This is a genomic window from Actinoplanes sp. TFC3 (genome assembly GCF_001553785.1).
In the GTDB taxonomy this organism is placed as follows: Bacteria; Actinomycetota; Actinomycetes; order Mycobacteriales; family Micromonosporaceae; genus Actinoplanes.
Map to the genome: position 1 here is coordinate 4981113 of NZ_LOJP01000001.1, position 12982 is coordinate 4994094.

Below are 12982 nucleotides of genomic sequence, written 5' to 3' on the forward strand. Positions count from 1 at the left end.
CGGTGGTTGCCGTCGCTGCGATGGTGGGTTTCGCGTCGCCCGCAGCCGCCGGCGAACCGGGCCGGGAGACCACGCCGCCACCACCGGTTTCGGTGCCGGCTGTGCCGCCCGGTCCAGCTATGCCGCCCGGCTCAGCGACGCCACCGCCGCCGGGCGGGCCGGTTGCGCAGCCCGGCGATCCCGCGTGCGGGACACCGGGTCTTCCCGGCACCGGCTCCGCCCCGGACCTGCCGGGACCGGGCGGTGCCGGTGATGGCCCCGGTTCGGTTGGCGTGCCGGACATCCCATCGCCGATTCCGGACGGGACACCCGCTCCGCCGGCGGCGCCCGGCCTGACGCCGGGCATCGGCGCGTACGTGGGCGGCCTCGGTCTGCCGAGCCAGCTGATCCTGTCGCTGCTGCGCAACGCCGACGTGACCGCGTTCGGCTACCGCCTCGGTGACGCCGACGAGGTCGTGGTCCCGGCGGTCGACGGCATCGCCACCGCCGACATCGTGTTCACGGCCAAGAACGTCACCGTCACGGTTCGCGCGTACGCCGGTGACACGGTGCTCGGGACGGCATCCTCGGACTACGTCATCTCCGACGCACCCCTGATCGGCTCGGCGCAAAGGTCGTGGAGCACGGGGTGCGCGGGCTCGTTCTGGCTGGCGCCGCAGACCGCCGGCGTGGCGTCGTACCAGATCGTCATCGGCGACGAACCCGTGCGTGAACTCTCCGGTGACGCGACCAGCGTGCCCTGGACCCCGACGGCGGCCGGTGACTACACGGTGGTGGCCCGCTCGGTAACCACCGACGGAACGGTCTCCGACGACGCCTACGTGCACGTCACGGTCAGCTGAGACAGTGGATCCGGCCCGGAGAGTGGGCCGGGCCGGATTCCGTTCAGTACGGCAGCCGCCGGCCGCGAGGTGACCTCAGATCCCCAGGGTCACTGCTGACGCCTTGACCAGCCGCGATGACGTTAATCAGCTTTGCGACAGAAAAGCTTCGCATGCATTTCGCTGAAATAGGTTGTCACAAGATCCGGGCGCCCTCTCAGCATTTGGGAAAGCTTGAAGTCCTGCCATACTTCGAATTTGATTCCATGCTGCGCCAGAAGAGTGTTTGCCTTTTCCATGGCGAGGGCGCAGCCCGGGGTGGCAAGGTCATGACTCACAGCAAGAATGAAGGTATCAGTTCCAGCAGCCCGGTCACCTTTCAAGAAGGCGTTGACAGCTGCAGTGATGTTGGCGGGGCGGAAAGACTTACGTCTCTTACATTGGATTGCCAAGTAGGGGCGATGTGGATCGACCGGCTGGATGACCGTTCCGACGACATCGACCCCACCGTCACCGGATCCCGAATTTGCATGCGGCCGGCATTGATCGAATCGCCCATCTGCATCAGCGAGTTGACAGATCAGGTCCTCAAACGACTTGAACCCGAATTCATCCCAGGCCAGTCGCGGCGACGCAGGGTTGATAAGTTGCGTCAGAGAATGCCGCACTGATGCGCCGGATTGCACAGTGGCCTTGTATGACAGCAGCTCCCCACGCGACGGCTCACCGGCAAGGAACTCAGCCGCCCACTCTTGAGCCGTGTGCCATTGGTAGGTGAGCATGCCGCCTCGAGGCAGATCGTCAAGAAGCCGCTCCAGGTGAGTACGAAACGCGTAGCGCAGCGGCCGACCGGTCAGGATCTCCGCTATCGCCACACAGGCATGTCCCGGCGTACCGGCGAAAGGGAATGGGACGCATTCTTCGGCAAGGCCGGAGACCCAGCCACCAAAAGCCCCGGATTCGTCGCACGCCAGGAGGAGCTCCTGTGGCTGTTCCGGTAACAAGGAATGCCCCAGATGGGGCGAGGACCAGTCACCAGCCGCGAGCCAGGCGACGTGAGTGTCGCTGAAGGCATAGAGGTGATCAACCTTGTCGTGACTATCCTGATGCAGTTGCCACGTCTCTGATCGGTACCGATCGCGAACAACCGAGAGAAGGCGTCTGGTTCGTGGTGTCGACGCCTCTGTGAGCGGTGCACGTCGCACGGTCTCGATCACATTTCCGGGCAGGCTGCTCGCCATGAAAACCATCGGTGCACCTCTCGTCGGATCACCGAACAGCCGATGCAGGACATCTCCGAGTCGAGGTGGGGTATCCAGGCCGCCGTGCAGGAGATTGGCTGCATTCAACAAGGAGATGGGCTCAGGATTGGGCAGGTCCGGTAACGACGGAGGCGTAAGCGAAACAGCGCTTCTCCAAAATGCTGCCTCGAATTCCTCCATTGCCATATTTCGTTCCCGTATCTGGTCTTCAACATAGCGATGCGCTTGGGTGGCCAGTTCAACGAAGCCTCGTCCCGCATGCTCGGCTGCAGAACTGGCGGCGTACTGGCAGATCCGCCACATGTCCTCCAGGTCGCGTGGGACAGCGTGCGGCACCTGCGCGCCGTCGAACCGCCAAGCTGTAACGCTGGCCGCGTCGTGGGTGCCGGCAGCCCACACCGGCAGCCTGTGCCCCAGGCAAGCGACCGCGTCGGCGGCCGTAACCTCGCGGTCGGGCTGGCGATCGCGCATCCATTGTCCGGCCGGATTTCTCACCCATGCGACCGGGATACGGATTCCAGGGAAGTGAGCCGGCATCATGCTGTCCCGGCCCGCAGCTCCAGCAGTGGGCGCCAGCACCACGCCGCAGGCCATTGCCGAATCCGGCCAGTCCGCGATATGCCAGCGAAGATCAAAAGTATCGGCCAGTACGGCGACGAACGAGTCGAGATGGACGCGTACATCGACCGCCGTAACGGGGTGAAGGGGCGTGACGAGATAGACGTGGGGGCGATCCGGACGACCCACGGGTTCATATTCGCGGGCGATCGCGCTGCCCACCCATCGGCCGCCAAAGGCACGATCATCGTCAACGGACAATGTCTTGCTATAACCGTGGTACCTGTAGGCATGGCGACCGGGCACCAACACGCCATAGTCCTCGGCGGGGTGTGCGCGACCTGAACGTCTCCACCTCACCGGCTCTATCATGCCTTGCGACTTCGCCGGCTGACCCGAGGCTCTGTGTCACCTGGCTCTGCCGCAATCATCCAGCGTGGATCCGGTGCAACTGTTTCCGGAGGTGTGCCGGGCCTTCGCCTTACTGGCACACCTCCGGACCCCTCATCAGTCGAGCAACTCGGTGACCGTGCCGGCGGCCACCGTACGACCACCCTCACGCACCGCGAAGCCGAGCCCCACGTCCATCGGCACTTCCTTGCCGAGGTGGACCGTCAGGTCAACGGTGTCGCCCGGCAGCACCATCGGCAGCTCGCCGAGGTCGATCGCCCCCGACACGTCGGTGGTGCGGAAGAAGAACTGCGGGCGGTAGTTCGCCACGAACGGCGTGTGCCGGCCACCTTCCTCCTTCCTCAGCGCGTACATGCGGGCCTTGAACCTGCGGTGCGGGGTGACGCTGCCCGGCACCGCCAGGACCTGGCCGCGCTCGACCTGGTCGCGCTTGATGCCGCGCAGCAGCACCGCCGCGTTGTCACCGGCCTGCGCGGTGGGCAGCGACTTGCCGAACGTCTCCAGCCCGGTCGCCACCGTGCTGATCGTCGGGCCGAGGCCGACCACCTCGACCGGCTCGCCCACGCGCAGCACGCCGCGCTCGACCTTGCCGGTCACCACCGTGCCGCGGCCGCTGATGGTCAGCACGTTCTCGATCGGCATCAGGAACGGCTCACCGAGTTCGCGCGGCGGCACCGGCACGTACTCGTCGACCGCGTCGAGCAGGTCCACGACGGACTGCACCCAGCGCGGGTCGCCTTCGAGGGCCTTGAGCGCGCTGACCCGTACGACCGGGACCTCGTCGCCCGGGAAGCCGTACTCGCTCAGCAGCTCGCGGACCTCCAGCTCGACCAGGTCCAGCAACTCCGCGTCCTGCACGGCGTCGCTCTTGTTCAGCGCCACCACCAGGTACGGCACCCCGACGCGCTGGGCGAGCAGCACGTGCTCGCGCGTCTGCGGCATCGCGCCGTCCTGAGCCGAGACCACGAGGATCGCGCCGTCCACCTGGGCCGCGCCCGTGATCATGTTCTTCACGTAGTCGGCGTGCCCAGGCATGTCGACGTGGGCGTAGTGGCGGGCGGGTGTCTCGTACTCGACGTGGGCGATGTTGATGGTGATGCCGCGGTCGTGCTCCTCCGGGGCCTTGTCGATCCCGTCGAACGCGACGTACCGGGTGGTGGCCGGGTCGCGGTCGGCGAGGACCTTGGTGATGGCGGCGGTCAGGGTCGTCTTGCCGTGGTCGACGTGACCCATCGTGCCGATGTTCAGGTGGGGCTTCGTACGCATGAATTGGCTCTTGGCCATGACACTGTCCCTACTGGATGTAAGAAACGAAAGAACCCGCACAGGGTCGAGCCACCCTTCCCCTGGGTTCTGGACTAGCGGGGAAGGGTCAGCTTCGAGTATCGAGCGCCGTCAATGCGCACACGGGAGCCACCGCGGGGGGCAGCTGCAAACCGAATGCGAACATGGCGATCACGGTAGGCGCTGACGCCAAGCCGCGCGACTGTATTTCCGGGGCGTTGCTAAACGCGCTGGATGTCGGCCAGGGGTGCCATGACGATGCGCGGCTTCTGGGCCGGGTCCAGCCACTTGAGCAGGTTGATCATGTTGGCGCGGGCCACCGAGACGCAGCCTGCGGTTGAGCCGGAGCCGTTGATGTGCAGGAAGATGGCCGAGCCGCGGCGCACATCGACCGGTTTGCTGGTGACGTATTGCGAGCGGGTGGCGTCCCACTTGATCGACGAGCCGATCGGGCGGTTGAAGTCGATCATGGTTGCGTACTCGTACTGGGTGGGATAGGCCGCCAGGCGCTCGGCTTCGCCCGTACGCCAGGTTCGTTTGCTCGATGCCGAAGGCTCAAAAAGGTTGTAGGTCTTGGCGTCCTTGTTGTCGCCCACCCAATAGTCGTTCGCATCGGCCTTGGTGTAGCTCACCTTGGTGCCCGGATTGGCCTTGAGCCCGAACGCCGAGGTGATGCGGAACGTACCCATCGGTGTCGTCCCGGTGTTCTGCACGCGCTTGCTGGCCCATTCCCAGCCGCCATAGCCATTGCGCGCCGGCATTGCGAAAAACTTCTCGGACCAGGACCCATTGGCATTCTTCTGGTACGTCCGCAGCGTGCCCGTCGTCGTCGTGCGACCCGTTCCCGTGACCACCACGACCTGCTGGGCGTCGCCGATGTTCTTCAGCTTCGTGGGATGGTACGACGGCACCGCGGCGGCGTCCGCCGAGAAGGTGCGCACCACTCCGAGTCCCAGTACGACAGCCCCGAGCGCCAGCCCGGCCGCGAGCATCCTCCGCATAGTCGCAGGACCTTACCGGTCAGAAGGCGAACTCGCTGCCCTTCGCCTCAGAAAGCGAACTCGCGTCCTTCGCCTCAGAAAGCGAACTCGCTGCCCTTCGCCGAACCCATGTCGGGCCGGCCATCGCGGTAGAAGCTCCACGACATCAGCACCTGGTAGTGGTGCCCGCGTTGCGGTGTCGTGGTGAACGGGCCGCACTCGTGGGATTCGGCGTCGCCGGTGAACACCAACCCGGTGCAGGTCCGGGTGGCCGCGGTCCGGCCGTTTCCGGTGTCCCGCAAGGCAACAGTCATCGACGCGGTGCCCTCGCGGCCGGAGATGAGACGCGCGCGGATCTGGACCTGCTCGCCGACGCGGTGACAGGGAAACAAGCCCATTCCGTTTCCCATGCCGAACGACACCCGCTGCTCACAGGTCCAGGGCGAGGTGGTCCGTGCCGGGATCGGGGATCGGGTTGTCCGGGTGGGCGAGGGCTTTGGACGTACCGTGGCGATTTGAGCGGCCACGGCCGGGACATGCTCGCGTTGCTTGACCTTCGCGGATGGCTTGATCTTGCGCGCCTTCGACGGCGTCGGGCTTGGCGCGCTGGGCGTGACCATCAGCGGGAGCTGCGCCTCGGGCGGCGGGGTCGTGTCGTAGTGCAGATGCCAGGCGGTCGTGGTGAGCCCGGAGGCCAGCATCGCGCCGCTGACCACGGCGATCATCGCCCACGGCCGGGCCCATCGCCAGCTCGCCGGCTGGTTGCGACGCCGCGGCGCGGGCAGCTGGGACATCCCGGTCAGCGAGGGGTGCGGATCGGGCTCAACGGTGATCTTTTTCTGCCGTGGGGGGCGCGGGACCGCACGCGCGAGGTCATCGAGTTCAATCATGAGTTCGCCGGCGGTGGGCCGTAATCGCGGCTTGGGTTCCAGACAGCTGCGGATCACGTCCCACAGCGCGTCCGGGATGCCCGAGCGGCGTTCCGGGTTTCCCCGCACATGCAGGTTCATCAGGTCCACGACCGAATCGGCGTCGTAGGGCGGGCTGCCGGTCACCAGCTCGTAGAGCAGCACGCCGAGCGCGTAGATGTCGGCTGCGGGGTCGGCCGGTGCGCCGTGGAACGCCTCCGGCGGCATGTAATGCGGCGTGCCGATCACCGCGTTCGCCGTCGTCAAGCCGGGCGTGTTCAGCAGGCGCGCAATACCAAAATCGGTCAGCCGTACGTCCTCACCCCCAGCCAGCAGCACGTTGTCCGGCTTCAGGTCGCGGTGCACGATCCCGAGTTCGTGAGCCTCTGCCAGCGCCGCGGCGATCTGAGCCCCCATCCGCGCGGCGCGCTCGGGCGCGAGAGGCCCGTGCCCGCCCAGATGCTGGCGCAGGCTGCCCCCGGCCACCAGGTCCATCACCAGCCCCAGCGTCTCTCCCACGCTGAACAGGTCGCGCACCCGCACCACGTTGCGGTGGCGCAGCATCAGCAGGATCGTGCGCTCCTGCACGAACCGGGTGACCACCTTCGGCTGGCGGGTCAGGCTGTCGTGCAGCAGCTTGACCGCGACCGGCTCCCCCGAGGCCCGGTCGACGCCACGCCACACCGTGCCGGTAGCGCCCTGCCCGAGCGGCTGAATGAGCAGGTACGAGCTGCCGACGCAGCGCCCGCTGAGGTCGAGCGTCTCGCTCGGATCGGTGTCCACTTGCCGCCGTGTCCTTCCGCCGCTGCTGTAAATGGGGCCTTTCGCACTCGTTGACGTATCGAAGCGGAATCCTGCTTTTTGTCCGGATGGGCGGGCAAATCCCGGTGCCGGAGTTCGCGGCAGATGGCGAGCCCGGTGATGACCCGTCACCTCCACCGGACCGTGTCGTTGTCGTGACAGCTCGTCCACTCGGTTGCATTCCTCCTGAACCGCCCGCACCGCGCGGCCATTCAGCCGATAGTTGCCACATGGGTGTCATGGCTTATCCCCTCCGGTACGCACTCGCCGACCTGGCCCTGGCGCTGAGCCGGGCCACCGACGCGGCGCAGGTCCGCGCGACAGCCGCCCGGGCAGCGGCCGACATGCTCGGTGACGGCGCGGGTGTGCAGTTGCTCGGCGACGACGGCCGCTACGAGGCGATCACATACCTGCATGCCGACGACGAGCTCGCTTTGTCGTACGTGCATCTGCTCGACCGCCGCGGCGAGCAACCCGACGACGGCTTCTCCACCAGCCTCGCCGCGAGCCGCCGCCCCATAGTGCTGGCCGGCGAAAACGAGGAACCCCTCACCGAACTCCCCCGCCAGCGCCACACTGCGTACGAACAACCGGACGTGCATGCCGCCGTGCTGTGCCCGATCATCGTGGACAACACGTACGCCGGATACCTGATCCTGACCCGCTCCACCCCCGGCGCCGTCTACGCCCCGGCCGAGGTCGAGCTGGCCCGCGACATCGCCGGGGAGTTGTCGCTCGCCGTGTCGTCCGCTCGCGCCCTGGAACGTCTGCGGGCCAGCGAGGAGCGCTACCGCCGGGTGCTGGAAACGATCCCCGAAGGTGTGCTGCAGCTCGATACCGAAGGCCGGGCGACGTACGCGAACGAGCCCATCGGTGTCGTACTCGGCATGCCCCGCCAGCAGTTGATCGGCGTTTCCCTGCGCGGTTTCCTGGACAACCACGGCCAGGCCGAGCTCACCCGCCGGCTCGCCGAGTGCAAGGCCGGGCGTTCCACCGTCGGTGCCACCCGGCTGCTGCGCGCGGACGGCTCGCACCGCAGCGTCCGGATAAGCATGATGCCGCTGGACGACGAGAACGGGCGCTACACCGGCGTGCTGTGCATGGTCACCGACACCACCGACCACATCGACGCCAAGGGGCTCAAGCGCCAGCTCGACCACCTGCGCCGCTTGGACAGCATGGGCCAGCTGATCGGCGGCATCTCGCACGACTTCAACAACCTGATGACCGTGGTGGCCGGTTCCGCCGACATGATCGCGACCACGACCGCCGAGGGCACGCCGCAGCACCAGATGGCCAAGGACATCCTCGACGCGGTCGCCACCGGACGTACCCTCACCCATCAGCTACTGGCTTTCGGCCGCAGCGAGGGTAACCGCCAGGAAATCATCCCGATCCCCGACCTGCTCACGGACGTGCAGAGCCTGTTCTCCCGCACGCTGGGCGAAAGGATCGGCCTGGATCTGGCCTTCAGCCCTGATATCTGGCCGGTACGAGGTGAGCGCGGCCCGCTCGAACAGGCGCTGGTCAACCTGGCCGCCAACGCGCGCGACGCCATGCTGCACGGCGGCATGCTGCGGGTGGCAGCGACCAACGAGGTTGTCGAGCCTGGCCAGTTCGCCGCCGAGAACGCCCCCGCGGGCAAGCTGGTCCACATGGTCATTCAGGACACCGGCGTCGGGATGACCGACGAGACCCGCCGCCGCGCGCTGGAACCGTTCTTCACCACCCGGCCCACCGCCGCTGGGCTGGGCCTGGCGACCACCGCGGGCATCGTGCAGGGTCTGGGTGGTCACATCGAGCTGGAATCCCAGCCCCGCATGGGCACCACGGTCCACCTGTACCTGCCGGCGGCCGAGGAACGCCCGGCGCCGGCGATCGACCGCCAGGCCACCCCGCAGGTGATCGGCCGGGTGCTGATCGTCGAGGACCAGCCCGAGGTCGCTCAGCTGGTGCAACGCCTGATCGAACCGGCGGGTTACGAGATCACGGTGGCGACGGACGCCTTGACCGCTGTCACCCAGGTCGCCTCGGGCGCCCACCCCGACCTGCTGATCACCGACGTGGTCATGCCCACGATGACCGGCCCGGAGCTGGCCTCGGCGCTACGCACCCACCACCCGGACCTGCCGGTTCTGTTCATGTCCGGCTACACGGCGGCGTCGCTGGGCCCGCAGCTGCACCTGGATGCGAACAGCATGCTGCTGGAGAAGCCCTTCACCCGCTCGACGCTGCTGGGCGCAATCCGGACGTTGTGCGGTCCGCAGCCGCCGCGTGCTTCGTAGACCGGCGCTTTCTGAGGCCTCGTGAACCGGCGCCTTGCGAAAGGGGGCGCGGGCATCCCTCGCCGGGGCGTGTCCTCGGCAAGGAAGTGCCCGCAGCCGTGCCGGCTTTCAGCCGTCCAGCGGGTGCGACTGCTGGACGGTCTGCAACTGCAGCTTGGCTGCGAGGCGGGCGGTCACCGAGCGGGCCTCAAGGTGCAGGCGGGCCACGTTCAGGCGTTCATCGCCCAGCACCGCGAGCAGAGCGAGTTCGCCCACCGCGTACACGATCAGGTAGCCCCGCTGGTTGTGAATCGTGCACTCGTGAAAGCCGCCCTGGTTCAGCGCGCCACCGCAGGTCCGGCTGATGCCGTGGGCCCCCGCCGCCAGCGCGGCCAGGTCGTGCGGCTCGGTGTTGGACAGCGTGTCGTGGAGAATCAGGAGCCCGTCCACGCCGGCGATGACGCACCCCTGCACGCCACTAACCTGATGGCGCAACGCGGCAAGCTCCGCCCGAACGGCGTTGAACTGCTGATCAGTGGTCGTGCTCTGCACCGGTGAAATCTCTTCTCGCCGCGCGTACGTGTCTTTTCATTACAGGCGCTTGAGCGAGCCCAGAACGCGCTCCAGCACCGTCTCATCATTGAGGTACGGCTGGCCGAGCAGATCCAGCCACGCAGCCGGCGTGGCATTGGCAGTCACTGCGGCCGGGGGCAAACTCTTCTGATTCGACGGCCGCCGGGGAAGAATCGGCTTCTCCGGCGCCCCCGGACGATCCTGCTCCGTATCGCCGTCCCCGTCGACCCCGGGACCAGCATCTTCCCTATAATTCCCGGCACGTCCGCCCGTTTCGCCCAGCAATCGCACGTTGACCATCGCCGTGGACCCTGCGGTTTCGTCTTGGGCGGGTGAGGCTTCGGCGCTGGGGGTCGGTTCTGCTGGTGGCTGCGGTGCTTCGGTGGCGGACGCGACAGAACTGGTAGGCGCCGACGGCAAAGTGGGGGCTTGGTGTCGCGCAGCAGCCCGCTTGCCTCGCCGGCAACCCCCAACTCGATCGCCTGCGGCAGGAGCGTTCCCGGCCGCTTGGGGTGCGGAACCTACGTCCCCCGGCGTCTCCGGCTGCGGCTTTTCCGCTACCGCGGCCGCTGTTTCCGAAGTTTCCGGCTCAGCGACTGCATTCTCCGACGTCTCCGGTGTGGCCTTCTCCGCAGTTGCCGTACCCAGGTCGCCAGACGCGCCATTCCCCGTTCCCGGATCGGGAGAGGCGCTGTTTCCGAGTTCTGGCACCGGTTCGGCGAACGTTTCCCCAAGTGTCTCCGGCTCGGTGTCGGTTTCCGTGGCCGTTTCCGGTTCGGTAACCGTTTCCAGCGCCAGTTCGGGCTCGGCGTCCGCTTCCTCGGTGAGCTGTTCCTCGGCGGGCAGCTCGTCCGTGATCTCCCGCGCCGGTTCCTGGCCAACCTCCTCAGGTCCGCCCCCGGCCGCCACGTCATCTCGTCCGCCCACGGCAGGCGCAGCCAATTCAGCAGCCCGAACCGCTAATCCGCTCTCAGCGCCACCAACGGCCGGAGCACCAGCGGCATCGCGACCAGCCGCACCTTCACCCGCCGCCAAGAACCCAGCCGACGTTGAAGACCCAGCCGTCGTTGAAGACCTTGAGCCAACCGCCGAGCCCGACGCAGTCCCCGAGACGGACCCGGACACAACCCCCGAGGCGGACCCCGAAACGTAGGCCGAGGCTAGCCGCCGGAAGTCATGCCGCGCCATCGCCAGGTTCGCGCCCAAGCGGCGGAGCATCAGATGCGCCACCCGGTCTTCGCCTGTTTCGGTGGGGATCAGGCGCAGGACGTGGAATGCTTGGGCACTGGTGATCAGGATGTCGTCGAGGGTGTCGGTGGTGCTCAGGCGGACCAGGTCGGCCGCGGCCCGGCCGACGGCGGCTGCGGCATGGGCTTCCTGGTCGGTGGGTGAGTGACCCCACCAGGTCAGCGGCGGGCCATCCGCGGCGATCAGCGCCACCGCGTACGCGCCGGGGATCCGGAGTGCTTCGTCCAAACCCATGTGAAGCCTTCCGTAAATCGTGTGCCTCCCGTAAATCTTCGTCCGCCAGCCGCGTGCGAGCCACCCGCCAGTCCACGAGCGAGCCCCCGGCCAGCCGCGTGCGAGCCGCCGCCAGTCCACGAGCGAGCCCCCCGCCAGCCACGAGCCAGCCGCCCGCCAGCCACTAGGCAGGCCCCCGCAAGCCGCAAGCGCCCCGGCGAACCGACTACGCCGCAGCGAATCCAAGGCCGAGCAGCAGCAGCAGCAGCAGCAGCAGCAGCGAAGTCAGGCGCGCCGCAGCAGCGGAGTCAAGGCCGCGCCGAAGCGGAGCAGCCAAACCAACCGCAACGGAACAACCCGAGCCGCATCAAAGCGACCCGGGGAAAGCCGATCCCGCAGCCGCCAAAGGGCTACCCGACCAGCCGCAAAAGACACCATAAAAAGCGCCCGCAACCATGGCAGGAAGCGGACGCCTCCAGCGAGGAGCGAAGAGCGGAGATCCGAGAGGCCAGGCTGCGGAACCGGAAGTCGCTGAGCAGCCGCGGGAAGCCCCGCTCAGCCCGCGAACCCGCTCTCCAGCTCCTTCATCACGATCCGGGCCTGCGCGAACACCATCCCGACCTTCGTGTCGCGCCGGCAGACGATGACCGCTACGAAGTCCTGGTTTGCCTGGCTGCGCAGGAACAGGTGGACCAGGTTGTCGCTGTTGACCACGATTTCCTGGAAGTAGTGCCGGGACGTGGTGACGCCGCGCCGGGCCTTGAAGATGTCTTCGATCATTGTCACGTTGCGGCCCTGGAACAGGTCGAACGTGGCTGCGGCCAGCAGGTCGAGCAGTTCGCTCGGGTAGTCCTCGAGGGTGTCCACCGCCAGCAGCATGCCTGTCGACATGTCGACCAGGCCCGCCGCGACGCAGTCCGGTACCAGCGCTCGGAAGTCCGCCACCGCCGAGGTGACGATCTCCGACATGCTGCGTGTGCTGGCCGTCATACCTCGAGGTCGGCTTCGATCTTACGCAGCTGGTGGCGTGCGAGACCCAGGTTGGCCCGGCTTTTCTGCAGCGCCAGGTACAGGAAGAACGCGTCGCCGCTGCGCGAGGACTTGAGCAGGCGGATCAGGTGGTACTGGGTGTCCAGCGTGATCAGGATGTCCTCGATCGCGTCGGAGAGGCCGAGCATCTCCAGGGTGCGAACCTTGGCGCGGACCACGTCGGTGTTGCCGGCCGCCGCCACGTTCATGTCCATGGTCGGGCCGCCGCCCAGCACGCCCAGGGTCAGACCACTGGTGTAGTCGACGAGTGCGACGCCGATGGCGCCATCGATGGCCATCGCTTCCTTGAGGGACGTCTCGATGTTTGCCACGAGTCCTCCGATGTGTGCTCGAGGCCCCGGCCCGCGTCTGTGACCTGCGGTGTTCGGGCCGGAGCAGATGTCCGATCTTGTGGTCGCCAGCGTCGCACAGGTGGGCAGCCAATCAGAACTGCGCTGCCCACATACCCTGCGAGATCGACCTGAACATAGATTAATCGGTCCCCCGACCGGGGGATGGACAAACGCCCTAGCTGTGCTGTCCGGGGACGTTGGTCAATCGGGTGATGGGTGGTAGGCCGCCGGTGGCGGTGTGGGGCCGGTGGTGGTTGTAATGGTGCAGGAAGGCGGG

10 protein-coding genes and 1 pseudogene are annotated in these 12982 nt (G+C 67.2%); 2 read left to right on the forward strand and 9 right to left on the reverse strand.

From position 1 onward, the window contains the following. The first annotated feature begins 2 nt into the window (after positions 1-2). On the forward strand, positions 3-842 hold the full coding sequence (locus TFC3_RS22490; protein WP_153040337.1) for a hypothetical protein: 840 nt from the start codon (positions 3-5) through the stop codon (positions 840-842). A 122-nt stretch (positions 843-964) separates the two neighbouring features. Here the strand turns inward: TFC3_RS22490 and TFC3_RS36130 are convergent, their stop codons facing one another. The 4 genes from TFC3_RS36130 to TFC3_RS22510 all read right to left on the reverse strand — a co-directional run bounded on the left by TFC3_RS36130 (position 965) and on the right by TFC3_RS22510 (position 7007). Further along, positions 965-2902, reverse strand: a complete 1938-nt coding sequence (locus tag TFC3_RS36130; protein WP_161952661.1) for a restriction endonuclease — start codon at positions 2900-2902, stop codon at positions 965-967. A gap of 246 nt (positions 2903-3148) precedes the next feature. Beyond that, a complete protein-coding gene (tuf, locus tag TFC3_RS22500; protein WP_067503369.1) occupies positions 3149-4336 on the reverse strand; it encodes an elongation factor Tu in 1188 nt (395 codons plus the stop codon). Positions 4337-4557: 221 nt separating this feature from the next. Beyond that, positions 4558-5337 (reverse strand): L,D-transpeptidase family protein, encoded by a 780-nt coding sequence (locus TFC3_RS22505; RefSeq protein ID WP_067503372.1) that lies wholly within the window; start codon positions 5335-5337, stop codon positions 4558-4560. Between the two features lie 74 nt (positions 5338-5411). Then, positions 5412-7007 (reverse strand): serine/threonine-protein kinase, encoded by a 1596-nt coding sequence (locus tag TFC3_RS22510; RefSeq protein ID WP_067503375.1) that lies wholly within the window; start codon positions 7005-7007, stop codon positions 5412-5414. Positions 7008-7264: 257 nt separating this feature from the next. Here TFC3_RS22510 and TFC3_RS22515 point away from each other — a divergent pair, with 257 nt between their 5' ends. Further along, positions 7265-9310 (forward strand): response regulator, encoded by a 2046-nt coding sequence (locus tag TFC3_RS22515; protein WP_236718253.1) that lies wholly within the window; start codon positions 7265-7267, stop codon positions 9308-9310. A 108-nt stretch (positions 9311-9418) separates the two neighbouring features. Here TFC3_RS22515 and TFC3_RS22520 read toward each other — a convergent pair whose 3' ends face one another. The 5 genes and pseudogenes from TFC3_RS22520 to TFC3_RS37265 all read right to left on the reverse strand — a co-directional run. Further along, positions 9419-9841, reverse strand: a complete 423-nt coding sequence (locus tag TFC3_RS22520; protein WP_067503380.1) for a roadblock/LC7 domain-containing protein — start codon at positions 9839-9841, stop codon at positions 9419-9421. Between the two features lie 39 nt (positions 9842-9880). Further along, on the reverse strand, positions 9881-11344 hold the full coding sequence (locus tag TFC3_RS37260; protein ID WP_153040338.1) for a hypothetical protein: 1464 nt from the start codon (positions 11342-11344) through the stop codon (positions 9881-9883). 534 nt (positions 11345-11878) lie between these two features. Continuing rightward, positions 11879-12313 carry a hypothetical protein gene (locus TFC3_RS22530; RefSeq protein ID WP_082772230.1) on the reverse strand — a complete coding sequence of 145 codons (435 nt, stop codon included), beginning with the start codon at positions 12311-12313 and terminating at the stop codon, positions 11879-11881. Then, complete coding sequence (locus tag TFC3_RS22535; protein ID WP_067503390.1) at positions 12310-12684, reverse strand: hypothetical protein; 375 nt, start codon at positions 12682-12684, stop codon at positions 12310-12312. Before TFC3_RS22535 ends, TFC3_RS22530 begins: the two co-directional genes overlap by 4 nt. A 196-nt stretch (positions 12685-12880) precedes the next feature. Beyond that, positions 12881-12982: pseudogene (locus TFC3_RS37265) on the reverse strand (IS481 family transposase); the annotation flags it as partial.